This is a genomic window from Emticicia oligotrophica DSM 17448, from assembly GCF_000263195.1.
Taxonomy (GTDB): domain Bacteria; phylum Bacteroidota; class Bacteroidia; order Cytophagales; family Spirosomataceae; genus Emticicia; species Emticicia oligotrophica.
Window position 1 is genome coordinate 1853668 of sequence record NC_018748.1, and the last position, 23853, is coordinate 1877520.

The 23853-nt window shown below is 34.7% G+C and carries 26 protein-coding genes; 21 read left to right on the plus strand and 5 right to left on the minus strand.

The features are described 5' to 3' along the window. Window positions 1-29: 29 nt before the first annotated feature. The 7 genes from EMTOL_RS07655 (at window position 30) to EMTOL_RS07685 (ending at window position 4008) form a co-directional block, all read left to right on the plus strand. Window positions 30-383, plus strand: coding sequence for a hypothetical protein (locus EMTOL_RS07655; protein ID WP_305953195.1), 354 nt, complete (start codon window positions 30-32; stop codon window positions 381-383). A gap of 94 nt (window positions 384-477) precedes the next feature. After that, window positions 478-1308: an EndoU domain-containing protein gene (locus EMTOL_RS07660; RefSeq protein WP_305953196.1), complete on the plus strand. Its 831-nt coding sequence runs from the start codon at window positions 478-480 to the stop codon at window positions 1306-1308. After that, window positions 1305-1694 carry a hypothetical protein gene (locus EMTOL_RS07665; protein WP_015028706.1) on the plus strand — a complete coding sequence of 130 codons (390 nt, stop codon included), beginning with the start codon at window positions 1305-1307 and terminating at the stop codon, window positions 1692-1694. The genes EMTOL_RS07660 and EMTOL_RS07665 overlap by 4 nt, the downstream gene beginning before the upstream one ends. Before the next feature lie 101 nt (window positions 1695-1795). Continuing rightward, entirely contained in the window at window positions 1796-2608 is an 813-nt protein-coding gene (locus EMTOL_RS07670; protein WP_015028707.1) for a hypothetical protein, read from the plus strand. Between the two features lie 5 nt (window positions 2609-2613). Beyond that, a complete protein-coding gene (locus tag EMTOL_RS07675) occupies window positions 2614-3276 on the plus strand; it encodes a hypothetical protein (protein WP_015028708.1) in 663 nt (220 codons plus the stop codon). A gap of 68 nt (window positions 3277-3344) precedes the next feature. Continuing rightward, complete coding sequence (locus EMTOL_RS07680; protein WP_015028709.1) at window positions 3345-3680, plus strand: hypothetical protein; 336 nt, start codon at window positions 3345-3347, stop codon at window positions 3678-3680. 1 nt (window position 3681) lies between these two features. After that, entirely contained in the window at window positions 3682-4008 is a 327-nt protein-coding gene (locus EMTOL_RS07685; protein ID WP_015028710.1) for a hypothetical protein, read from the plus strand. A 132-nt stretch (window positions 4009-4140) separates the two neighbouring features. Here EMTOL_RS07685 and EMTOL_RS22675 read toward each other — a convergent pair whose 3' ends face one another. Further along, window positions 4141-4392, minus strand: a complete 252-nt coding sequence (locus EMTOL_RS22675) for an IS1/IS1595 family N-terminal zinc-binding domain-containing protein (RefSeq protein WP_445447089.1) — start codon at window positions 4390-4392, stop codon at window positions 4141-4143. 57 nt (window positions 4393-4449) lie between these two features. On the opposite strand from EMTOL_RS22675, the gene EMTOL_RS07690 reads away from it, so the two are divergent. After that, window positions 4450-5283 (plus strand): IS5 family transposase, encoded by an 834-nt coding sequence (locus EMTOL_RS07690; RefSeq protein ID WP_015028711.1) that lies wholly within the window; start codon window positions 4450-4452, stop codon window positions 5281-5283. A gap of 763 nt (window positions 5284-6046) precedes the next feature. On the opposite strand, the gene EMTOL_RS07700 is transcribed toward EMTOL_RS07690, so the two are convergent. Continuing rightward, the gene (locus EMTOL_RS07700; protein ID WP_015027236.1) at window positions 6047-6880 is read right to left on the minus strand and encodes an IS5 family transposase; all 834 of its coding nucleotides are present in this window, start codon (window positions 6878-6880) and stop codon (window positions 6047-6049) included. A 496-nt stretch (window positions 6881-7376) separates the two neighbouring features. Further along, the gene (locus EMTOL_RS22385) at window positions 7377-7505 is read right to left on the minus strand and encodes a hypothetical protein (protein WP_305953197.1); all 129 of its coding nucleotides are present in this window, start codon (window positions 7503-7505) and stop codon (window positions 7377-7379) included. Window positions 7506-8180: 675 nt separating this feature from the next. Here EMTOL_RS22385 and EMTOL_RS07715 point away from each other — a divergent pair. The 10 genes from EMTOL_RS07715 to EMTOL_RS07760 all read left to right on the plus strand — a co-directional run bounded on the left by EMTOL_RS07715 (window position 8181) and on the right by EMTOL_RS07760 (window position 17588). Next, a complete protein-coding gene (locus EMTOL_RS07715) occupies window positions 8181-9416 on the plus strand; it encodes a hypothetical protein (RefSeq protein WP_015028715.1) in 1236 nt (411 codons plus the stop codon). 4 nt (window positions 9417-9420) lie between these two features. Beyond that, window positions 9421-9837, plus strand: coding sequence for a hypothetical protein (locus tag EMTOL_RS07720; protein ID WP_041693465.1), 417 nt, complete (start codon window positions 9421-9423; stop codon window positions 9835-9837). 72 nt (window positions 9838-9909) lie between these two features. Beyond that, window positions 9910-10086: a hypothetical protein gene (locus tag EMTOL_RS07725; RefSeq protein ID WP_015028716.1), complete on the plus strand. Its 177-nt coding sequence runs from the start codon at window positions 9910-9912 to the stop codon at window positions 10084-10086. A 284-nt stretch (window positions 10087-10370) separates the two neighbouring features. Next, window positions 10371-10811 carry a thioredoxin family protein gene (locus tag EMTOL_RS07730; RefSeq protein WP_015028717.1) on the plus strand — a complete coding sequence of 147 codons (441 nt, stop codon included), beginning with the start codon at window positions 10371-10373 and terminating at the stop codon, window positions 10809-10811. 133 nt (window positions 10812-10944) lie between these two features. Then, window positions 10945-11790 carry a dienelactone hydrolase family protein gene (locus EMTOL_RS07735; RefSeq protein WP_015028718.1) on the plus strand — a complete coding sequence of 282 codons (846 nt, stop codon included), beginning with the start codon at window positions 10945-10947 and terminating at the stop codon, window positions 11788-11790. 140 nt (window positions 11791-11930) lie between these two features. Then, the gene (locus tag EMTOL_RS07740) at window positions 11931-13217 is read left to right on the plus strand and encodes an aminotransferase class V-fold PLP-dependent enzyme (protein ID WP_015028719.1); all 1287 of its coding nucleotides are present in this window, start codon (window positions 11931-11933) and stop codon (window positions 13215-13217) included. A gap of 133 nt (window positions 13218-13350) precedes the next feature. Next, entirely contained in the window at window positions 13351-14490 is a 1140-nt protein-coding gene (locus tag EMTOL_RS07745; protein ID WP_479690971.1) for an acyl-CoA dehydrogenase, read from the plus strand. Window positions 14491-14531: 41 nt separating this feature from the next. Then, window positions 14532-14894 carry a hypothetical protein gene (locus EMTOL_RS07750; RefSeq protein ID WP_015028721.1) on the plus strand — a complete coding sequence of 121 codons (363 nt, stop codon included), beginning with the start codon at window positions 14532-14534 and terminating at the stop codon, window positions 14892-14894. Between the two features lie 183 nt (window positions 14895-15077). Then, window positions 15078-16826, plus strand: coding sequence for a GMC oxidoreductase (locus tag EMTOL_RS07755; protein WP_015028722.1), 1749 nt, complete (start codon window positions 15078-15080; stop codon window positions 16824-16826). A 129-nt stretch (window positions 16827-16955) separates the two neighbouring features. Beyond that, window positions 16956-17588 carry a gluconate 2-dehydrogenase subunit 3 family protein gene (locus EMTOL_RS07760; protein ID WP_015028724.1) on the plus strand — a complete coding sequence of 211 codons (633 nt, stop codon included), beginning with the start codon at window positions 16956-16958 and terminating at the stop codon, window positions 17586-17588. 124 nt (window positions 17589-17712) lie between these two features. Here the strand turns inward: EMTOL_RS07760 and EMTOL_RS07765 are convergent, their stop codons facing one another. After that, a complete protein-coding gene (locus tag EMTOL_RS07765) occupies window positions 17713-18495 on the minus strand; it encodes an L-fucose dehydrogenase (RefSeq protein WP_015028725.1) in 783 nt (260 codons plus the stop codon). Window positions 18496-18539: 44 nt separating this feature from the next. Further along, a complete protein-coding gene (locus EMTOL_RS07770; protein ID WP_015028726.1) occupies window positions 18540-20093 on the minus strand; it encodes a serine hydrolase in 1554 nt (517 codons plus the stop codon). Window positions 20094-20539: 446 nt separating this feature from the next. On the opposite strand from EMTOL_RS07770, the gene gnd reads away from it, so the two are divergent. From gnd to EMTOL_RS07785, 3 genes are all read left to right on the plus strand, one after another. Then, entirely contained in the window at window positions 20540-21442 is a 903-nt protein-coding gene (gene gnd / locus EMTOL_RS07775; RefSeq protein ID WP_015028727.1) for a phosphogluconate dehydrogenase (NAD(+)-dependent, decarboxylating), read from the plus strand. Between the two features lie 92 nt (window positions 21443-21534). Further along, entirely contained in the window at window positions 21535-22938 is a 1404-nt protein-coding gene (locus tag EMTOL_RS07780; protein ID WP_041693995.1) for a gluconokinase, read from the plus strand. Window positions 22939-23035: 97 nt separating this feature from the next. Further along, the gene (locus EMTOL_RS07785) at window positions 23036-23845 is read left to right on the plus strand and encodes a metallophosphoesterase family protein (protein ID WP_015028729.1); all 810 of its coding nucleotides are present in this window, start codon (window positions 23036-23038) and stop codon (window positions 23843-23845) included. Window positions 23846-23853 lie beyond the last annotated feature (8 nt).

The window sequence follows — 23853 nt, forward strand, 5'->3', positions numbered from 1 at the left end:
ATGGGCTAATCTCATGGGTACAAAAGTTTATGGAGTTATTTCTTTCGAAATATCAACATCCGAAATGGTTTTATGAATTTTTAGATGATATTAAAAGTAATTTTCATATTCCCCATGGTAAGTTTTTTTTTGATGAAGAATTAATTGATAAAGAAGATAATAGGTTAGACTATGCAATAAAAATGATTGATTTTACAATTGAAAAAATGGAAAAAATAAACAAAAGAGAGTTTATAGAATACATTAGAAATGATTTAAAAGGAATATGGTGTGATTTAGAGCCTTCATCTTTTTACGACGACAATTGGTTAAATGAAAACGAAACTTATGTAAATAATTATATTGGTGTTTTGAAAAAACTAAAAGAAATTATGAAGCCTTAAGGTTGGACAGTTTTTCAAATTTCAGGATTAGAAATTTAAAAATTTGGTTAAAGGAGTAACAACGAAGCTCGATGAAGTGACAAATGTTCATTTCATGGAAAGAGGCAGTAGCTTTAAAACTGGTACAATTGAATTTGTTGAAGACGCCAACGGAGAAAAGTGGCTAAAAGCCACAACAACTGCCTCTCGTTATGCCAATTATCCAAATATTCAGAAATTAGCTACACATGTTTTAGATGAAGTAGATAATTTGGCAGATGATTTATTAACTACTTTAGAAACTGATTTGGCTGGAAACAGTGCTTTAAAAACTGCTTTTGAAGAAGATGTGAGTTTGTTGGAGGTATGGAAGAATGTAAATCACCTAAATAGCTTTAAAGGGGAAAGTAAATTTTTGCAGGCTTTGAAAAAAGTAAAATTAGAATTTAATGACCTAATTGATAAGCATATTTTTAGAGGAGATATTAAGAAAACCTTAAATGCAGATGGCACAACAACTTTTGGTAATGCAGGAGGTGGGCATCATATTAGTGCGGTTAATAGTAATCCACCATATCGTACAGGAGATATTCAGATAATAAGTACCGCAAATAGTAATACTGCAAATGGGTTAAAAGAATGTAAAATTAGAGTTTATGATGAAGATTTATATTTGTATCATCAACGAAATTATAACCCAAATACCAATGTGCCAGACCCTACTTTTTGGGGTTGGAAAACTAAAAGTAGAAATTCTACTCTGTTTCCTGACAGTTGGACAAAAGGTAAAATGCAGGAAGAAATTGCTTTAGCTTGGTCTAATAAAGGTAGTGCTACCTCAATCGGTAATGGTGCTTATGTATATGAGGGGGTTTGCTCTGAAGGGTTTAAGATTCAATTTTTAGAACGTAATGGCGTAATAGAAACCATATTTCCTATACTATGAAGTATTTTATTGAAAAACAAAAAATAAACAAAAAACAAGTAAGCTTTTCGGGTATAAATCACTCAGAAGAAGTAGCGTTATTGTTCAATTATTTATTAACTGATAAAGAAAAACTTAAATCGAGTTTAATCGAATTAGAGTTTTTAATGAGAGCCTCTGATGAAGAAATCTATAAAATTATAAGTGATGGGAGTTCAAATTATGATTACGAAAATAATTACGAATTTAAGCCTTCATTAGAGTTTTCGGTAGATGGATGCAATTCTTGGGTTTCATGTATGAAAGAAATAACCGTTTTATATTACAATAATTTAAATGATGTTGAAAAAGAAGAAATTGAAACAGTTGATTTTTTTAAATTTTTAAAAGAATGGGTAGTTGGATAAGCTTGGTAGTGTTCCAAAGGTGGGGTTATTAGTATTTTGAGCGTTGGTTTACAGGAACAGGAGCAACAACGAAGCTCGATGAAGTGACAAATGTTCATTTCATGGAAAGAGGCAGTAGCTTTAAAACTGGTACAATTGAATTTGTTGAAGATACCAACGGAGAAAAGTGGCTAAAAGGAACAACAACAGCCTCTCGTTATGCAAATTACCCCAATATTCAGAAATTAGCTACGCATGTTTTAGATGAGTTAGATAGATTATTATGGGATGATGCAATTTTAAGTAGCTTAGAAGCGGATTTAGGCAAATCCACTTTAAAACAAGCACTTGAAGGAGATTTAGATTTACTATATTTATGGCAAACAAGTAAACAGACAACGCTTGCAAATTTAACATTATTAAAAAATCAGTTACAAAAAATAGGTTATTCAGATTTTAAAACAATTGATTTTCTAAAAAATGCCGATGGTACTTATTATAGTAATAAACTTATTTATGCTGACCCAGCCACAACTGTAGAGAAAATAAATATAGGTTCTCCTAATGAATTAGCATTTTTAGAGGACATATGTAATAAATATGGAACAAAAGCCTATACCCCTGTAAGTACTAAGCAGGCAGCAGTTGACGGAATTTTGGTAATAGATAGTAAATTTATACAGTTGAAAACTACCAATTCGGGAAAATGGATTACTCGGATAAATGATGCCTATGCTTCTGTAAATAATGTTGGTCTCAAAAATGTAAATCTCTTTGTAGAAATAAATGATATGACTGTTGCACAGATTACATATGAGTGGCAAAGAAAAACGTATCAACCCTTTGCGAAGCTAAAGAATGATGGTACAATTTCTAAACTCACTCTAAAGGCTACGGATGGCTGGGTAGATTTAGATTTAACTTTATTGAAATAAATACAATGATAATAGAAGGAAGACTTATCGAAAACGAATTTGGAATAGAAAAGCCATTTTCAAAAGATTATTTGTTATTTGAATATTCAATGGTAATTTCAGAATATCCAAAAAGCACAAACGAGGAAACGTTTTTTTATGACCTAAAAAGTGCATTAAATGAGTTTATTAGACACTTTTTTTTCTTTAATGTTAGTGCTTTTGAAGGCGTTGATTATGAATTATTTCTTATTGATGAGAATAAATCGAATGAACCATATAGTTCAATTGTTGATAGTATTTTGTCTAAAATTAATTATCCTGCTGTTAATAATATATTAAATATGAGTTTTGGTACAACAATAATTATTGCATCTGCAAGTCTCCAATATGAAAGTATAGAGAAAAATTTTAAACAAACAGACAATAAGTATATTTTGAGCATTTACATAGATAATAAAAATATACCAACATTAATTTTAGGAATTGATTGGAATTTTGGTGCAGAATGGTTTTACAATGAATACAAAATAGAAAATAGAGCAATTGTAAGAAAAGCTATTATAGATTTTTATGAAAGCAACCCTAATTATAAGGAATTAAAAATTGACTATCAACTATATGGTTTTGATTTGGAGCTGGAAAAATACACATCAAAGGAGGTGATTGTTAAAAAGAATTTAGGATAGAGTTATTACTTCTTGATACCCTAATTTTAAAGCTATTTATTTAGTAGTTAAATCAAAAGAGAAAAATTATGAAAAATATCTTTGAGGAATTTATAGGGTTAAAGGTACATGCAATGATTCATTACTATAATCAAAATAAGTTGTCAATTAGTTTTGAAAATACAAATAAATATTTGGTATTTCATGATTGCCCATTAGTATTTGATTCTGGTATAATAGGGAAAATTGTAAAAAATTTAAACGATTATAAGGGAGAAATGAGTTTTGTTATAGTTTTTAGAGAAATGAACTTAGATGTTGATGAATATAACTTTTTTCTGATAAAAGGAGATGGAGGAAAGGAACATTTTCAAAATGAAATAAGAATTGCTTATAAAACTATTGAAGTAGAAAGTATTGATTAATATGGAAATATTACAAAGCTTAAAAGGGGAAAAAATTATAGCAATTTATAATAATTACATACAACAATCCCTCAAAATTAATTTTGAGGATAATGAAAGCATAATTTTTAATGGTTGTGTATTAACTATTGATACAGGAATTATAGGACACATAATTTCTTATGTATCAAATACTGGTACATTAGGAATGGCCCTCGAATTAAAAAGAATGAACCAAGACCCCGATGATTTTAATTTTGTTATATTGAGCAGAGATATTAAAGACTTGGAGCAAAAAAATGAACTTTTAATTTCATATAAGCAAATGGAATGGAGTAAGTTACTTTGAAAAACCTCGTTAGTGGTGTTCCAAGTTTTTGGATTTTTATTATAAAAAGAAATTAAGCGAATATTAAGAATGCAAAGAAATATAGATAATGGTATGTTTTAGCAATCAAATTCCTGATTATGGTATACAATATTATTCTAAAATGTAGAAAAATCGTTTATTACAACTTCTACATTTATATCGTTCCTTCTTGTTTCGTAAACCATCTTTAATAACCCAATTGGAGTTACATAGAGGGCAAGAAAAGTCGCTATATTTTCGTTTACCACCAACCCAACCTTTTATAGGAGCTTTTATAGATTCTTGCTGAAACGCTTTCTTTAAAATAAACCTGCGATTGGCATTCGATATATAAAAATTTTCAATGAGGTTGTTTAGTATTATAAAAAGATTCCCAAAATAGGTTGAATTTTGTGGTGCGAATCATCAAAAAGACCTACAGTGGAAATCTTGAGTAAAAATACGATTGAACAATATATATTACCAAATTTAAGTATTGGTTTACGTGGAAAAGAGTGTGAAATAGAACAGTTGACAGCTATTGTTTCAGCAATTTTATATCGTTTGAAAACAGGTTGTCAATGGCGTCAACTGCCAGTAAAGCAATTTTTTAATAATAAGGTTTTAACATGGCGAGGAGTCTATTATCACTTTAATGAATGGGTCAAGGACGGCTCTTGGACAAAAGTTTGGATAAATATTTTAGCATCAAACTATTCATATTTAGACTTATCTTGTATCCAACTTGATGGTAGTCATACACTTGCCAAACGTGGAGGTGAAGCTGTTGGGTATCAAGGTCGAAAAGCATCAAAAACAACTAATTTGCTCTTTTTAGCTGATAATCAGGGACAAATGTTGGCATGTGCCAGCCCACAAGAAGGAAAACACAACGACCTTTATAATATTCAGGAACTCTTTGAAGAACTGTGTCAAATGCTCATAAAAGCAGGAATTAATCTCAGAGGCCTTTTTCTAAATGCTGATGCTGGATTCGATAGCAAAGAATTTCGTCAAATTTGTAAAAATAAAGAAATTGAAGCCAATATTGATGTTAATTCTCGAAATAACAAAATAGAAAATCAATCTACTGAATATCAGCATTTTGATGAAGAGTTATACAAACGACGAGTACTCATTGAGCACGCTAATGCTTGGATGGATAGTTTCAAAGCATTACTTGTCAGGTTTGAAACGAAAGCAATTAACTGGGTGGCTTTAAATTTATTGGCATTCTCAGTTCGTTTTTTACGAAAAATTAAATATAAAAGTTAATCCTAAACAAGTTCAATAATAAAATATTGATAAAAAGAATAATTTTCGTAATTTTTATTGCCTTTTATGATTATAACTTTTCTGTTTTAAATGATAAAGGATTTCCTCCAGACATTCCACTTTGGCATCTCATTCCATTATATTTTTTCTCACTGAGCTTAATTGTTTATTATTGGGCATCAATCCCAAAAATTCTTTCCGATTTAGACTCTTTTTAAAAAACGGGGACAATGTTCCAAATTTGGGGGTACGCTTTTTTGAAGAAACTAAATGTAAAAACAAAATATTTCAAGACAATAAAAACAATGATTAAAGAATAAACTTAGACATTCACCGAAAAATAAAATACGGTAGTAACTTAGTAATTATGAAAACAAATGGAAATATTACATATGGTACGATTCAAAAAAAATCTGTTCTATCAAAGCTTTGTTGCCTGTTATACAAACAGATTATTTAAAAGAGGCAGAACTTGCTAAAACGAATACATTAGCCTATCTAAGACAAGTAGAAGCAATTGTAAATACGGAGTTAACAGAAATAAAATGGCGACAAATAAATTGTTTTGGCAATTAATGAAAGAGGATTTACGTATCTGTGTCTTTCAAGTTATACCTTTCTTATTTTATCCCATTGAAGATATAAGGGGGAAAATGATTCTTATTTTCACAATATCTATTTATCAACTATTAGAAATATTAGTACTAACAATTATTACATTATTGCTTGTTTACATTAGTTCTGTTTATGAACTTGTTTAGGATTAACTTTTATATTTAATTTTTCGTAAAAAACGAACTGAGAATGCCAATAAATTTAAAGCCACCCAGTTAATTGCTTTCGTTTCAAACCTGACAAGTAATGCTTTGAAACTATCCATCCAAGCATTAGCGTGCTCAATGAGTACTCGTCGTTTGTATAACTCTTCATCAAAATGCTGATATTCAGTAGATTGATTTTCTATTTTGTTATTTCGAGAATTAACATCAATATTGGCTTCAATTTCTTTATTTTTACAAATTTGACGAAATTCTTTGCTATCGAATCCAGCATCAGCATTTAGAAAAAGGCCTCTGAGATTAATTCCTGCTTTTATGAGCATTTGACACAGTTCTTCAAAGAGTTCCTGAATATTATAAAGGTCGTTGTGTTTTCCTTCTTGTGGGCTGGCACATGCCAACATTTGTCCCTGATTATCAGCTAAAAAGAGCAAATTAGTTGTTTTTGATGCTTTTCGACCTTGATACCCAACAGCTTCACCTCCACGTTTGGCAAGTGTATGACTACCATCAAGTTGGATACAAGATAAGTCTAAATATGAATAGTTTGATGCTAAAATATTTATCCAAACTTTTGTCCAAGAGCCGTCCTTGACCCATTCATTAAAGTGATAATAGACTCCTTGCCATGTTAAAACCTTATTATTAAAAAATTGCTTTACTGGCAGTTGACGCCATTGACAACCTGTTTTCAAACGATATAAAATTGCTGAAACAATAGCTGTCAACTGTTCTATTTCACACTCTTTTCCACGTAAACCAATACTTAAATTTGGTAATATATATTGTTCAATCGTATTTTTACTCAAGATTTCCACTGTAGGTCTTTTTGATGATTCGCACCACAAAATTCAACCTATTTTGGGAATCTTTTTATAATACTAAACAACCTCTATATAAAAGAGTTAAAAACATCTCTTCTTTTACTATTGCTTTTATATCTGAACTACTCAATTTCTGCTTTTCACAATAATATTAATAATGCTTCTTTTTCTATATGCTATGTGGTTATTTCAATTTTACTTTTGTACTATTATTCAAATCAAATAGGTAAAATTATTGAAGAACTAGATGTAATGTAATCATTACCAATGTGGTTTTGTTAGTAAGTATGTATTAGTTTCTGCGGGATATAGCTTACAGAATGATAAAACAGGGCAATGGCAAATACTGTATTGGGTTAGTCAACACTATAAATAATATTTCTATGAAACTTATCGTGAAACAGATTAGTATATCTAATTTAGTATTTGTTTGTTTTTGGATTTTAGGAAACTCTATTTCAGAAAGTTTACATGATTATGGCTTTTTTTTCTATTCATTTGCTTTATTGAGTATATCATTTTTAGTTGGATATTCAAGCATTAGTATTTTAGAAATAATCAAGAATAAATTCATTCGCATTTTTATTGGGTTGATTATATATGCAATATTACTATTCATTTATATACGTTTAGATGAAAAGTTTACAAAATGGGGCTTACTTATCATCATAATTGCGATACAAATATTTTTATTCTATCTCTTCTTAATGATAAACAAGTATTTTTTTCAAAAAAACTGACTAAAAATTCTATAATATTTTGTAATTGACTGCCCCCCCCCCACTCCTTATTGTAGTTTTTTTAATTATATCATATGCAAAAGCGTAATATCAAAAAGAAGCCTGTGTCAGCCCCCAAAAAGTTGGGAAATCATACTTTATTGTATTTAAATGAAAAGAATAGCTTTGATAATGTTAGTGATTCTTGAAACACTATCAATACCTTTAATATTTTTAACGGTAGAAAAATTTTTATTAGAAAATGTATTTTCTTGGGGAAAGGAAATGTTCCACGGAGTTTATCAAGATGTACTCGCTGTTTTGTTTTGGATACTATTACTCTTAATTTATTTCATATCAAATTTGGTATTTATTAAAAAAGCTAAAACACATTTCTTTTCAATTACAATATATTCTATTTGTTTTTATATTATACCGTATAGAAGGGTATATTTAATTTATTTTTTAAAACATACTCTTTTAGTGTCAATTATTACTACTTTAATTTTGATAGTTTTTTATGTTTTATACCAAATACCTATTGTAAAACGATTAAGATACAAAAACGATGAATCTTGATTTGTGATAATGGGAAATTAGTAATAGAAGCTCCTATAACTACCGAAAAGGTAAAAACACTAAAAAATACTATCCTTCAAAACCCTATTTTTGAAGAGCAAGGAATTACATTACCACCAATAACAGATGAGTTTTTAACAAAAATATCCAACGAAGCCACTTGCCAAACTGCGATTGAAGGCTTAGTAAAAGATGTACAAGGTACTTCTTTAAAAGAAGATTTTAATGACTTGGTTAGCACAGGAAAATTGGTAGAGGATGCTGTTGAGGCGATTGACAATATCATTTTCATGAAACCACCACCAATAATAATAAGCATTAATGCTTGTTTTGATGGAGTAAACCCTACTAATGCCCCCAAATCAGATATACACAATTGGTATAATTCGGCTTTGCACAAAGATTGGAAACATCTATATGCTGACTGGGGTAATTTTATAACCATAAAAGAAAATGGCAAATACTATCATATTTGCAGACAAACAACCGACGGTTGGGGTGATGAAAAGTTTATGTTTGTAGAAGCAGGTAAAACGAATTACCAAGAGTTTAAACCAGTAGGCTACGATTGCCCCAAAGATACTTATATTGCCTATGGTCAAAGTTTGAATGCTTTTGGAGATATGATGGGAAAAAGTATCATTATTGCTACGACCACATTTGCTACTGGAGGTTTAGGTAGTGCCGCGGGCTTAGGTATTTTAGGAGAAATAGGCTTAAATATGGGTGTAGAAGCAAGCAAACAAATGGTAACTTTGTATATAGAACAGGGCAAAGATTTTTCGATGCAAAGTGTAGTAGATAACCTTGATTTGTTTGATATAGCCATAGAAGGATTACCGATTGTCAATAAAACTATTGGAATAATGGGTGGTAAAGAAGTAGCTATTTTGGCAAAAAATTACTTTAAAGATATTTTGACTGCAACTTTTGATTATAAGAATAAAGACAAGTGGCAAATTGCTTTCTTCAGTAAAAAGCCAAGTCAAGCAATAGGAGACCTTGTAACGGATAGATTAGCAGGCGAGTTAATTGGTAAATATTCTTCCATATGGGAAAAATCCTTTACCGATGCAGGCATAAAACAAGATTTAGCAATTAAAATTATTCAAGAATTCAGTATCAAAACAAAAGAATATGCAGCAGAAATTCTAAACTTTACGTTAGTAAATTATTTTAACAGAAGTGATTTAGGCGAGCTATTAAATGATAATTTTTTTGTAAACAAATAAGTATATGAAAATATCAACAAAAATTAGAGAAAAAATAATAATACCCATATTATTTTTTTTAGGAATTGTATTGGTAGCAATAATATTCCGAAGTTTTAGAGATAATGAGGAAATAAAATTAAAAAACGAGAATAATTGGTCAGAAGGTGAGATATATGAAATTAATTTAGGAAGAAATACTTACTCATTTCATTATAGATATAAAGTGAAAGATATTGTATTTTTTAAAAATGCGACTGATTATGAATTAAAAAGGTCTGGCTCCAAGTTTAAACAATTCAACAATGATAAACAAACTCTAATCGGCTACAAATTCAAAGTATATTATGACCCTAAAAACCCTGAAAACAATTACATGGATTTTAATGAGTTTTTGGGAATAGATTCTACACTTTGGAAAGCTGCAAGAAGAGTAAAATAGATTTCAGACAACGTTTATTTGTTTGATATAGCCATAGAAGGATTACCGATTGTCAATAAAACTATTGGAATAATGGGTGGCAAAGAAGTAGCTGTTTTGGCTAAAAATTACTTTAAAGATATTCTTACAGCAGTATTTGATTATAAAAATAAAAAACAATGGGAAATTGCATTTTTATGTTCCCTCAGAGTCTCCAGAGTGCGTAAGGAAAATCAGTGCAAAGGAGACTCTGAGGTGCTGAGGTGGTAGAATGATGAAATAAATTAGAAGGTAAAAAATAGCTTGGATAACCTCAGAGTACCTGCAAGCACAGCCAACGCACAAAGGAGAATATGAGGGAACGAGGCACTTCAATAATGAACTGTTGTTGTACATGTATTGACCTATTCTGACTTAATTACATTAAATTTGGAACAAAACTTGCACTAAACCAAATAAACTATTTGTATAGCTTTTTGCGTTATAGAATTCTATTATTAATTTTATGAAACGATGCTTGTAAAGGCGGGCATTTCGCAAACCAAACACTAAAAATGAAGAAAACACTTTTTATAGCACTTGTTGGCGTTTTCATGAGCATGGCGTCATTTGCTCAACACGGTAAGAGTACGACAGGAATACAATTTACAGAAGGCTCTTGGAAAGAAATCCTTAAAAAAGCGAAAGCTGAAAAAAAACTCATTTTTATGGATGCTTACACTACTTGGTGCGGGCCATGCAAGATGCTGCAAGCAAAGGTTTTTCCTGATAAAACTTTGGGCGAATTTTTCAACCAAAACTTTGTAAATGCCGCAGTTGATATGGAATCTGATGAAGGCGTAAGACTATCAAGCATTTATGAAGTACAAGGTTATCCATCATTATTCTTCATTGACCCAAACACAGGAAAAGTAGTGAAAATGTTTTTGGGCTACACCGAAATCAACCAACTATTAAGTGCAGGAAAGAAATTAGTAGAGAAAAGAAAAGTATAAAACATTGATAATAAATAACGTAAAAGGAGAAAACATTTAGGTGTTTTCTCCTTTTTGTTTCATGGTAAAAACCTTTTTTAACCCATAGTGGTTTATATGTACGTACATTTAATTTCAAACTTTTTCTAAAAACATGAAAAAACTTATCTTAACACTTTTCTTGGCAGGTTTTTCTGCGGTTGGTTTTTCACAAAGCTGTTGTGAGTTAGTTTTCGCCAGCAACGATGGTAATATGGGTGTTTTTGCTTCTGATAAATCATTTATTGCTTCGCACTTGGCTCCAATTGTTTACAAACATACCAGCGAAGTAGGTGGAAAAATGATTGAATTTGCCACTCCAGATGGCAAAAAAGCAAATGGATATTTTGTAAAAGCAAAAAAGAAGTCGGATAAATGGCTCTTTGTTTATCAAGAATGGTGGGGACTAAACGACCACATTAAGCGTCAAGCCGATGTATTTTATAATGATTTAGGTGGAAATGTAAACGTACTTGCCCTTGATATGTACGATGGAAAATTAGCTACTGATGCAAGCGAAGCAGGAAAACTCATGCAAGGAGTAGTTGAAGCACGTTTAGAAAGCATTGTGCAAGGTGGTTTGCAATTTGCTGGCAAAAAAGCAAAAGTAGCCAATGTGGGTTGGTGCTTTGGTGGAGGCTGGTCGCTTAAATCGGCAATTCTCGGAGGCAAACAAAATGTTGGCTCGGTAATGTACTATGGTATGCCTGTGAAGGATGTTGATAAACTAAAAACACTTAATAGCGATGTACTTGGCTTATTTGCTACCGAACAATGGATTTCAAAGCAAGTAATCGAAGAGTTTGCTGCCAATATGAAAACCGCTGGCAAAAAATTAGATTATAAAATCTTTGATGCTGTTCATGCTTTTGCAAATCCAAGCAACCCTAAATACGATGAAGCTAAAGCAAAAGAAGCCTACGGAATGGCTATTGAATATTTGAAGAAAAGACTTCTATAAGAATTCTCTCTCATAAACCTTTTCATGAGTTATTAGCAAACTTAATTTCCGATTAAAATTGCTAATAACTCATTTTTTTTATCAGCAGATTTCAATAAATTCACCTCACGATTTCATCTAAACTAAACCCTCTTTAAACCATGCCCTCGCGACGTAATTTTATTAGCAAAGCAGCCATGCTTGCCAGCACCTCATTTATTCCATCATTAAAAGCATTTTCTAAAGAAGACTTAGCGGCCTTTGCGGCGTATAAGCCACAAAAAACGGCTCTCGAAATGGCCACTGACGAAGATTATTGGTGGCAAATTCAGCAAGCTTATACCGTTTCACCGCAAATTATCAATTTGAATAATGGTGGCGTAAGTCCATCTCCTTCAGTTGTTCAAAATGCCGTTGACCGCTACAATAAATTGGCCAATGAAGCTCCCAGCTATTATATGTGGCGAATCATCGACCAAGGACGCGAGCCACTGCGTGAAAATTTGGCCAAATATGCTGGTGTTTCGCCCGAAGAAATTGCCATCAACCGAAATGCTACTGAAGCCTTAGATACCGTAATTCTGGGAATGCCACTTCAAAAAGGGGATGAGATTGTCATGTGTCGCTACGATTATCCCAATATGCTACACGCGTGGCGTCAAAGAGAATTGAGAGATGGTTTGAAGATAAATTATGTTGAATTAGACCTACCTGCCGAAGATAATGAACTGATTGTGAAGAAATATGTGGAGCAAATGACTCCACGAACTAAAGTTGTACATATTACGCATATTATCAATTGGAATGGACAGATTCTTCCTTCAAAAAGAATCGCCGAAGAAGCACACAAACGTGGCATTGAAGTGCTTATTGATGGGGCACACTCTTTTGCACACCTCGAATATAAAATTCCTGATTTAGGTGGAGATTATTACGGAACAAGCCTCCATAAGTGGCTATCGGCTCCCATTGGCTCGGGAATGTTATGGATGAAAAAAGAAAAGATAAGTAAAATATTTCCCTTAATTCCAAACGATAAACCAAACTCTGATAACATTCGAAAGTTTGAAAACCTCGGTACTCGTCCATTTATGATTGAACAAGCCATCGGGCAAGCCCTCAATTTTCAATTAGCCTTGGGAAATGCAAGAAAAGAAGCACGTTTACGCTTTCTAAAAGATTATTGGGCCAAAGAAGCGAAGAAACTTCCGAAAGTGAAACTCAATACTTCGCTGAAAGCTGAGTTTTCTGGAGCTTTAGCTCATTTTGGTATTGAAGGTTTAGAGGCTGGAAAAATCGAAAGCGAACTTTTTGGTAAATTCAAAATTCATACCTCACCAATCAAATGGGAAAAATTAGATGGTGTACGTGTTACGCCTCATGTTTATACATCATTACAAGATTTAGACCGTCTTTTAGAAGGTGTTCAATATCTTTCAAAATTGTAATTTTTCTGAAAATAGTATCATTTTATAAAAATATTAGTATGCTTGCATACTAATATTTTTGTTTATATCTTTGATTCATCAACAATAACAAACGATAAAACCAAATAAAATGGCAGCTACAACAATTGAAGGAATAAACTTTAATCTCACCGAAGAGCATTTAGCGGTAAGAGAAGCCGCTCGTGAATTTGCTCAAACTGAGCTTTTACCAACCGCCATTGAGCGTGATACCCACTCGGTTTTTCCCTATGAACAAATCAAAAAAATGGGAGAACTGGGCTTTATGGGTATGATGGTCTCGCCAGAATACGGTGGTGGTGGAATGGATACAATCTCGTATGTGTTGGCGATGGAAGAAATTTCAAAAATTGATGCTTCTGCTTCAGTTGCGATGTCAGTTAATAATTCATTGGTCTGCTGGGGCTTAGAGGCGTTTGGTACAGAAGAACAGAAGCAGAAATACCTCAAACCTTTGGCATCAGGACAAATCATTGGAGCGTTTTGTTTGTCGGAACCAGAAGCTGGTTCGGACGCTACTTCACAAAAAACAACTGCTGAAGATAAAGGCGACTATTATTTGGTAAATGGTACTAAAAACTGGATTACTAATGGCGGAACATCATCAGTTTGTTTGGTTATTGCTCAAACCCACCCAGAGTTGAAGCACAAAGGCATCAATGTGCTGATTATAGAGAAAGGTACCGAAGGATTTGTGGTTGGCAAAAAAGAAGATAAAATGGGTATTCGTTCTTCAGATACACATTCGTTGATGTTTACTGATGTAAAAGTGCCCAAAGAGAACCGAATTGGTGTCGATGGTTTTGGATTTAAGTTTGCCATGAGTACACTCAATGGTGGTAGAATAGGCATTGCAGCTCAAGCACTCGGCATTGCGGCAGGTGCGTATGAATTGGCCGTGAAGTATTCGAAGGAAAGAAAGGCTTTCGGAAAGTCGATTAGCGAGCATCAGGCTATTCAGTTTAAATTGGCCGAAATGGCAACCAAAATCGAAGCGGCACGTTTGTTAGTTTATAAAGCAGCTCGCGATAAAGACGAAGGTAGAGATTATGTTGAGTCTGCCGCAATGGCCAAACTTTTTGCCTCAGAAGTGGCCATGTGGGCTACTACCGAAGCCGTCCAAATTCACGGTGGATATGGCTACGTGAAGGAATTTCACGTTGAGCGTTTGATGCGTGATGCTAAGATTACACAAATTTATGAAGGCACTTCTGAGATTCAGAAACTTGTTATTGCTCGCGAGATTTTAAAGTGATAGCTTTGCAATAACAAACTTTATAAAAACAGAAAAATTCAATGAAAAAATTGATGCTTTTGCTATTTATTTGCCTTGGTTTCAATGCTTTTGCACAAGAAACTATTACGGCATCGCAAGCCAAAGATTTCGTGGGGAAAGAAGTAATCTTAACAGGCAAAGTGGCGGGTTCGAGGTTATTTCAACGACAAACTGGCGATATGCTTTTACTCAATATTGATAAGCCACACCCAAGCAATGAAGTGACGATTGTGGTAGAAGGCGAGGTTTTATCAAAGGGCAAATTCACCGAGGCTGCTCTACAAGATAAAAATATTAAAGTGAAGGGTATTGTGAGTATTTATAAAGAAAAACCTCAAATAAAACTCGATAATGAGGCGAATCTTACCGTAATAGAACAATAGTTTTAAAAATATTAAATCTGAATAAAGGCTCCTACGGGGCCTTTATTTTTTGTTGTACCTTTTATAAATTAAATTATTTTAAAAAATAAAATTTTGAACAAAGGGCATAATTAAAAATAAAGTTTTATTTTAGTACCTTAAATGTTTTTAAGCAATTAATTTCTATTTCATCCCTAATAAAAAATGAATTTATTTGAGATTAAAGAGCAACCGAAAGTTTACGATGTTGTAATTGTAGGTTCGGGAGCTGGCGGTGGTATGGCTGCATATCAACTGGCAAAAGCAGGTGCCAAAGTTTGTTTACTGGAAGCCGGTGGATACTTCGACCCTGCCGACCCAAAGTATATTACGCAAATGAAAAACCCATGGGAATCTCCTCGACGTGGTGCAAGTACACGTCACCGTCCATTTGGCGATTTTGATGCCGCTTGGGGAGGTTGGGATATTGAAGGTGAACCTTATACAGCTGCTGCAGGCACTCAATTTCGTTGGTTCCGTTCAAGAATGTTGGGGGGCCGCACCAACCACTGGGGACGTATTTCAATGCGTTTCGGTCCAGATGATTTCAAAAGAGGTTCATTAACTGGTATTGGCGATGACTGGCCTATCGACTACGAAGACCTTGCTCCTTATTATGATAAAGTTGATAAAATGATTGGTCTTTTCGGTACTAAAGAAGGTATCCGAAACGAACCAGATGGTATTTTCTTACCTCCACCGAAACCACGTTTACACGAATTAATGATTAAAAAAGCCGCTACGGGCATTGGTATCCCTGTGATTCCTTCTCGTATGGCTATGCTCACAAAGCCAATCAATGATTCGCGTGGTTCGTGTTTCTATTGCGGTCAATGTGGTCGTGCATGCCAGGCTTACGCTGACTTCTCGGCTTCTTCGGTACTTTGTATTCCTGCCGCAAAAACAGGTAACTTGACTTTAATAAACAACGCAATGGTGCGTGAAGTATTGACTGATGCAAACACAGGTCTAACTACGGGTGTTTCTTATGTCAATAAAATGGATTTGAAAGAATACTCAATCAAAGGAAAAATCGTGGTTTTGGCCGCAAGTACTTGCGAAACTGCTCGTATTCTCTTAAATTCAAAATCTTCAAGATTCCAAAAAGGATTGGCCAACGATAGCGGAGTTGTGGGTAAATATCTCAATGACTCAACAGGTGCGAGCCGTTCGGCATTTATACCTGCCTTGATGGATAGAAAACGCTATAACGAAGATGGTGTGGGTGGTATGCACGTATTTACACCATGGTGGTTAGACAACAAAAAACTTGATTTCCCTCGTGGTTATCACATCGAATACGGTGGCGGTATGGGTATGCCAGGCGGCGGATTCGGTGGTGGAATTGAGCGTGTAAATGGCTTATACACAGATAAAAATGGCAATAAAAAACGTGCGGGCGGATACGGTGCTGCTTTGAAAGAAGATGTTATTCGTACTTACGGAGCTTATATTGGTATGGCCGGCCGTGGAGAACCGATTCCATTGGAATCTAACTACTGTGAAATCGACCCTAATAATGTTGATAAATACGGTATTCCGACGCTTCGCTACAACTATAAGTGGAGCGAAAATGAGATTAAGCAGGCTAAACACATGCAAGATACTTTCGAGCAAATTATTCATTCAATGGGTGGTATTGCTTTAGGAAAGAAACCAGATGCAAGTAATAACTATGGTTTGGCACAGCCTGGTGAAATTATCCACGAAGTAGGAACGGTTCGTATGGGCAATGACCCTAAAAAATCGGCATTGAACAAATGGCAACAAGCTCACGATGTGAAAAACTTATTCGTAGTTGATGCCGCTCCATTTGTTTCGCAAGGAGATAAAAACGTAACATGGACAATCTTGGCAAGTTCGTGGCGTACATCCGATTATATCATCGAACAAGTAAAAGCCAAGAATTTATAATTTAGACATGAGATATGAGATTCGAGATATGAGATTATGGAGGAAATCATTAGGTTATGTACATTTTGAAAAAACTCTTTCTATCTCAAATCTTGTATCTTGTGTCTCGCATCAAAATAAAGAAAAAACATGAAACGTCGAGATACATTAAAAGCAATATCGTTAAGTACGTTTGGTTTTGCGGCCTTACCAACGACCGATTTGGTAGCTGCCCCAGAGCCGAAACCATTTAAAACTACACCCGCACGTGTAGCTGAAGAAATCGAGCGTGATAAAAAACTCATGACCGAGAAGTTCTTCACACCAGCGGAAATGGCAACTATCGGCATCTTGTGTGATATTATCATGCCTGCTGATGAAAAATCAGGTAGTGCAACACAAGTAGGTGTACCTGCCTATATTGAGTTTATGGCCAAAGACCAACCCGGTAATCAAACCCCTCTTCGTGGAGGTCTGAAATGGTTAGATAATGCTTGCACTAAGCGTTTTGGTAAATCTTTCGCTCTATGCACGCCTAAACAAAGAATTGAAATTGTTGATGAGATTGCCTACCCAGAAGAAGTAAAGTCGGAATATGCACAAGGTGCGGCTTTCTTTACTTTGATGAGAAACATGACCATTACTGGTTATTTCACCACTCAAACTGGTTTTGATGTATTAGGTTATGTTGGAAATCGTCCGAATCAATGGGATGGTGTACCACAAGATGTTTTAGACAAATATGGTTTAAAATATGACCCACTTTATGATAAGAAAGATTAATTCTTAATCAATTAATTATAGAAAAAGGCTCGGTAGATAAATCTACTGAGCCTTTTTAATGATACCTTAAACAAACGTCGGCATGGCTTGAAGCCATGCCGACGTTATAAAGCGATATTATTTTCTACAACAAAGCCCTATCTAAATGCACATAACCACCATCCACATGAATCAGTTGGCCAGTGGTGTGGCTAGATTTATCCGACAATAAAAATACCACCATATTGGCAATTTCTTCAGAAGTTGTCATTCGGTTTTCTAATGGAATTTTTGAGTTGATTTTTGCCAAAGTCTCTTCTGGATTTGGCAGAGTTTTTATCCACTTTTCGTAAAGAGGCGTATAACATTCTGCCACGATAAGAGCATTTACTCTAATTCCGTATTTTAATAATTCTACTGCCCACTCACGGGTAAGGGCATTTCGCCCACCATTGGCTGCCGCATAAGCCGATGTTCCACCTTGTCCTGTTTCAGCGGTTTTTGAGGTAATATTCACAATTGAGCCTTTTGATGCCTTCAGGGCAGGTAAGGCATGATGCACAATTAAGTAGTAATGAATAAGGTTTTTATGTAAAGATTCTACAAAACGCTCATAGTTACCATTTTCGAGGCCAACGCCATCGTTCACCCCTGCATTATTCACGATACCATCTATCCTACCAAACTTTTGCATAATTTCCTGAATAGCCTTTTCACAATCTACTGGCACAGAGAGTTCAGCCACTACTTGCTCACATGCTTGGCCTAGTGCCTTTATTTCATTGACAAGTTTGAGGTTATCCTCTTCATTTCGGCCAATAATGACAGGGGTTGCCCCTTCCGCTGCTAAAACTCTTACAATTCCTTCACCAATTCCTTTTGCTCCGCCCGTAACGATGATTACTTTACTGTCTAAATTAAGATTCATAATTGTATAATTAAATGGATAGTTTTAAGGTTGAAAGAGGTAAATTATTTGACTACTTTAAATTCTAAATCCTGAAAATCGAAGCTAAAATCAGTCAGAGGGGAAATAGCTTCCATAATTGCACCAGCCGCCTTACCTTCGGTGTCTAAGCTAAATTTCACATAGGCATCAGCATCGAGGCTTCGGTCATTCCATTTTACAACGAAAGTATTTCCTTTGTAATAAAGCATTTCTCCAGATAAACGAGGTGAACGTTTTGAATCGAAAAACATTTTTCCATTTTTCAATGAAATAATAATATCACCAAACCACGCATCACGGTAAGTACCTACGTATAGATTAGGGTCAACTTTTGCATTACTTTTTGGTTGAGCCTCAATGGTCTTCCAAATTTCATCAGTTATTTTCTTGGCATTTTCGTTGGCGGCTACTACTCTTGCATGGTATTCGGCCACTCTATCTACTTTTGGCATACCCAAGTAGCTATCTTTAATCGTATTTGTTATGGCCGAAAAAGCTGCTCCAACTTGTTGATTAGTAAAAACAATGATGCCAAGTTTTAATTCGGGTAAAATCGTTACTTGTGTTACAATTCCTGCTAAACCTCCTGTGTGAGTTGCTTGTTTATAGCCCTTTACATCGCTCAAAAACCAACCCAAACCATAAGCAGAAAAATGCGTATTATAGGCATTCTGTCCACGAACAGGTATAATTGTCTGAGGTGTCCACATTTCTTCATGCACATCTTGACTAAACAATCTTTTTGTACCATCGCCATATTTTCCACCATTTATTTGGGCGATTACCCATTTGCTCATATCGGCAACACTGCTATAAATTCCGCCTGCGGCATTAGCTGTTTCGCTCCAATCAATACCAATGGCTTGTACTTTTCCATTCACTGGGGCGTGCGGGTCAATTACATTCGATTTATCTTTCACCCTTCCTAAAGAAGCAGCACTTTTATTCATACCTAATGGTTGCATGATTCGTTTCTCAACAAATTCTTCCCACGAAATACCAGCCACTCGTGCAACTACCTCACCAGCAACAATGTATAAGTTATTATCGTAGTCATATTTGGTACGAAAACTTGATACAGGTTTCAAAAATCTTAAATTATGAATGATATCAGCCTTCGTAAAATTGCTTGAATCTGGCCACATCATCAAATCACCAGCTCCTAAACCCATTCCACTTCGATGACAAAGGAGGTCTCGAACCGTAAACTCTTCTGTTACGTATGGATTATAAAGTTTAAATTCGGGAATAATGTCGGTTACCTTCGTATCCCAACTTATTTTCTTTTCATCTACCAACATTCCTAAAGCGGCTGCCGTGTATGCTTTACTATTTGATGCTACCCCGAAAAGTGTATTTTCATCAACTTTCTGACCCGTACGTAGTGAACGAACGCCATAACCTTTGGCGTGAATCACTTTATCGTCTTTAATAACGGCCACTGCTATACCTGGCACATCAAAAGTTTTTAAAGTACGCTCAACTAAAGCATCTATTTCGGGTGATGTGATTGCCTGTGCTTGACTAGAAAAAATGCTTGATGAGGCAATTATAAGGGCAAAAATGATTTTTTTCATGAGGTTAAGAATGAAGATGAATATCAAGCCCGAATTTATCTCAATTTGAGGAGAAATACAATTTATCGAAACAAGGATGGAGCAATGTTTAATACGGCACAAGGTCTTTTCATTGGATTCTACAGACGTTGTAATATTTTTTATGGATTTATATTGCTTATTTGAATAAAATTATGCCCAAATCGTCGATAAAGCTTAAAATCCTTGAGTATTTACAATATAAAAGGTTTAGTGATAAAAGTATCCTATTTCAAAGCACTTGCACAAACGTGCCGATGTGAGTATCACCCAATTATTTATGATAACCCTAATTTGTAGCACCGTAGTTATGAAGCCAATAGAATAATTCATTCAAACACATAGCCAATATTTAGTTGAAAACTTTAGCTATGAAATCGGGGCAGTTTTGTATTTTTACACTCAGAATCAATCCTTAATAAAAAACTATGCAAATCGGACTTGTTGGACTCGGAAAAATGGGTTATAATTTAGCTCTTAACCTCAGAAACAATGGATATGAAGTGGTAGCACACGATGTAAATGATGCCTCGGTTGATAAAATCGGTGAAGAAGGAGGTATAATCGGAGCTTATTCATTGGAGAGTCTTTGTAGTAAACTTAAAGGCCGAAAAGTTATTTGGTTGATGGTACCATCGGGCGAAATCGTAGAAGGTGTTATTGATGAATTGGCGGAATATCTCAAACCTAAAGATATTGTTATTGACGGAGGTAATTCGAATTTTAAAGATTCTGTAAGAAGATATAATGCACTCAAGGAGAAACAAATCGAATTTCTTGATTGCGGCACGAGCGGTGGCACGAGTGGAGCTTTGAATGGTGCATGTACGATGATTGGCGGAGATAAATCTACGTTCGACTACGTTGAAAAAGTATTTAAGGATATTTCGCTAGAAAACGGTTATCTATACACTGGAGAAGCAGGTAGTGGGCATTTTGTAAAAATGGTTCACAATGGTATTGAATATGGTATGATGCAAGCCATTGCTGAAGGGTTTGAGGTATTTGAAAAATCCAACTATGACCTTGATTTTGAGGCAGTTGCCAAATTATTCAACCATGGTTCGGTTGTGCGAGGGTGGTTAATGGAGCTCACAGAAAATGCTTTCAGAAAAGATGCTAAACTAGATGCTATTAAAGGCATTATGCACTCATCGGGCGAAGGGAAATGGACACTCGAAACTGCACTTGATATGGGCGTGGCCACTCCTGTTATTGCACTTTCATTGATGATGCGTTATCGCTCTCAACAAACTGATACTTTTTCAGGGAAAGTTGTGGCCGCTCTAAGGAATGAATTTGGTGGCCACGCAGTAGAGAAAAATGAGTAATTGAATACTTCTGAATGAAAGCGTACTTACTATGCTTTCATTCTTTTTTTCTTAGTTTCGAAATTTTCTCTCACCTTTTCAATTATTCGAAATTGTATTTCACAGGACTTGACATCGGTACAACTAGTACTAAAGCCGTTGTTTTTGACATTTCGGGCCGAGTTATTGCTCAAAAAAGCATTAATTACCAAATGATTCACTCCCACCCCGATTGGAGTGAGCAAAATCCCGACGAAATTTATAATGCAGTAAAAGAGTGTCTCGATTATTTGGGAAAACGTTCACTCATTCAATACGTAAGCTTTTCATCGGCCATGCACAGCATCATGGCAGTTGATGAAACGGGCACTCCCCTGACCAATCTTATTCTTTGGGCTGACAATAGAGCCATTCAAATAGCCAATGAGTTAAAAACTAGCGAAATTGGTCAAGAAATCTACCACCGAACGGGCACACCCATTCACCCATTTTCTTTTCTCTGTAAAATATTATGGTTAAAAGAGCACGAACCTAGCATTTTTAAGCAAACACATCAATTTATTGGTATTAAAGAATATGTTTGGTTTAAGCTCTTCGGTCATTATGAAATTGACTACTCTTTGGCATCAGCTACGGGTATGATGAATATTTCAAATCTTGAATGGGATACAATGGCTCTTGCATTAGTAGGAATTTCAGCCAACAAATTCCCGACGATTGTCTCTCCTACTTTTAGTCGAACAATGGCCAATAAACGGTTTTTCATGGGTGCGGCAGATGGTCCATTAGCTAACCTTGGAACTGGAGCGATTTCGCCAAATAAAATGGCATTAACCATTGGTACAAGTGGTGCAGTAAGGGTTTGCTCGACAACCCCTTACACTGATTCACAAATGCGAACTTTCAACTACCTATTAACCGATAATCAGCACATCATTGGTGGGGCCACTAATAACGGTGCTGTGATATTACAATGGTTGAAAGAACAATTATTACAAACAGATGAGTCTATTGAAAAATTAATCGAAAACGCAGAAAAAGTACCTATGGGTGCCGATAGACTTTTATTTTTACCCTACCTTTTAGGCGAAAGAGCACCCATTTGGAATGCAGAAGCTAGAGGTATTTTCTTTGGTTTAAGTATCAATCATTCTCAAGCACATCTCACAAGAGCTGTTTTAGAAGGTTTAATTTTAAATATTTATTCCGTTGGTAAAATCTTAATGGAGCAAAACCCTATTACTGAAATATGTGCTAGTGGAGGCTTTGCTAAAAGTAGTTTTTGGCTTCAGCTAGTAGCAGATATTTTTCAAAAAAAGGTAGTGGTAAGCGAGAACGTCGAAAGTTCAGCTTGGGGAGCAGTAATTTTAGCCTTACAAGGTTTAGAATTAGAACCTAAAAATGCTATTCAGAATACAGCAAAAGTTTTCTTACCTGATGAAAGCAAAGCAACTTTTTATACTGAATTACATCAAAAATTTGAAAGAATTTATTTAAAAATGAAAGATGAGTTTTAGGTCAAGCCTTTGGTCAATAGCTAATTAAATAGCCCAAAGTTTTTGCAAGATTAAATTAAAAATTGCAACTTCATACCACAAAAATTTCAACCCAAGCATGAACCGTAAAGAGTTTCTCAAACAAATATCATTCGCAAGCATACTTTTAGCAGATGGCAGCGTTATTCCTGCATTTGCAAGTGATTTTTCTAATAAAAAGACAACACTACGTTTTGTTGTTGCTTCCGATGGGCACTTTGGTCAACCCAAAACCGAATACAAAGATTTTTTCAATACTTTCACCCACAATGTTAATTCTCAGCATCGTCAACATAAATTTGACTTTTGTGTAATCAATGGCGATATCATTCATGATGATGTTAATTTTCTTGCCACAGCCAAAAGTCATTTCGATGACCTTGAAATGCCTTATTTTGTTACTCAAGGAAACCATGACCACGCTACACCCGAGCAGTGGGAAAGAGTTTGGGGTGTTCCTCTAAATTATGACTACGTATTGGGAAATAATGCTTTTCTTTTTGGAACAACCTCTAATTTAGAGGGGAAATACTTATCTCCTGATGTTGAGTGGTTCAGTCAAAAACTTGAGCAATACAAAAAGAAGAAAAATATCTTTATCTTCGTTCATATCACTCCTGTCAAGTGGACAGATAATGGTGTTGATGCGAAAGAATTTCAAGCCTTACTCAGCAAATACAAAAATGTAAAAGCTGTTTTCAACGGACATGACCACGACCAAGAGGGTATTAAAACCCATGAAGGTATTCCATATTTGTTCGATTCTCATTTTGGGGGAAACTGGGGAACTTCTTACAGAGGCTTTAGAATCGTAGAACTTCAAAAAGATAATAGCATACTCACTTACCTAATGAACCCGACAACAAAAATTAACGAAGCAACCTTATAACCTTTTTT